Genomic DNA, 1,128 nt, shown 5'->3' with positions numbered 1-1,128 from the left:
GGGAGTGCCGACCAGACACTGTCTGGCACAACCGAGTGTAGCCGCTGCCGTCAGGCTGCGCTCGCCTGCATGAGGGCTCCCTTAGGCGGCGCCTGCCATGCAGGCCAGCGCAGCCTGACGGCAGCGGCTTGTATCTCGACTAACGCCTCTTTGGAGGCGATAGTTCTCGACTGATCATCGAGGAAGAGGAATGAAGCCGGGCAGCGGCTTAGGCCTTGAGCCTGATCTGTAGATTGAGCTCCTCCTCTTCAACCCCACTCGCCAAGTCCGAACGGTATCAAGAGCCCGTCCTTGACGGTAGCTCGCATTGACAAGGCCGAGACCGAGTGACGGATGATCGTGGATGAACTGAAACTGAGGTCAAAATCATGTCCAACGTAGTCGGTATCGACATCGCCAAACAAACATTCGACGTTGCCACGCCCTTGCCGAACGGCAAGTACAAAACGCGCGGCAAAATCCCCAACAATACGGCAGGCTTCAAACAGCTCGACAGTTGGCTCAAGGACAACGCTGTCCCTGGGGCACGAGTGGTGATGGAGGCGACTAGCGTCTATCACGAAGCGCTGGCCGAACACCTCTATCACCAGGGCTACGAGGTGATCGTGAGCAACCCTGCGCGGGTTTTTCACTTCAAGAAAAGTGAAGGTATCCACTACAAGACGGACAAGGTGGATGCCAAGTTGCTGGCTGATTTTGCCGAGGCCAAGCACAAGAAACCCCTGACGCCCTGGCAGCCGGAAGCACCGGCGTTGCGCCGCCTACGCGTGCTGTTACGTCGCCTGGAGGATCTACAAGAGATGTTGCAAATGGAGCGCAATCGTCTGGGGGTGGCCGACGCCGACGTCCAGGCATCAATCCAGGCGCATATCAGTCACATCGAAAACGATATTGCCCAGACAAGACGGAGGGTTGAAGACCAGATCGACGACGATCCCGACCTGCGTGGTCGACGTGAGCTGCTGCTCTCGATTGATGGTATCGGGAACAAAACGGCTGCCGTGATTCTTGCTGAACTGGGTGATCCTACGGAGTTTCGCAGCGCCCGCGCGGTCGTTTCATTTGCGGGTTTGAACCCACAGCTGGCGGAGTCTGGGACCTTCAAAGGCCGAGCCACGCAGCATACCC

1 protein-coding gene is annotated in these 1,128 nt (G+C 57.9%); it reads left to right on the top strand.

From position 1 onward, the window contains the following. Positions 1-368: 368 nt before the first annotated feature. On the top strand, positions 369-1,128 hold a 760-nt coding region (locus M5G11_RS23375; protein ID WP_273925389.1), incomplete at its 3' end, for an IS110 family RNA-guided transposase.

It is taken from the genome of Pseudomonas fontis, assembly GCF_028656955.1.
Taxonomy (GTDB): domain Bacteria; phylum Pseudomonadota; class Gammaproteobacteria; order Pseudomonadales; family Pseudomonadaceae; genus Aquipseudomonas; species Aquipseudomonas fontis.
Note: the sequence above shows the minus strand (reverse complement) of the source record. Positions and strands in the feature narration are given on the sequence as shown.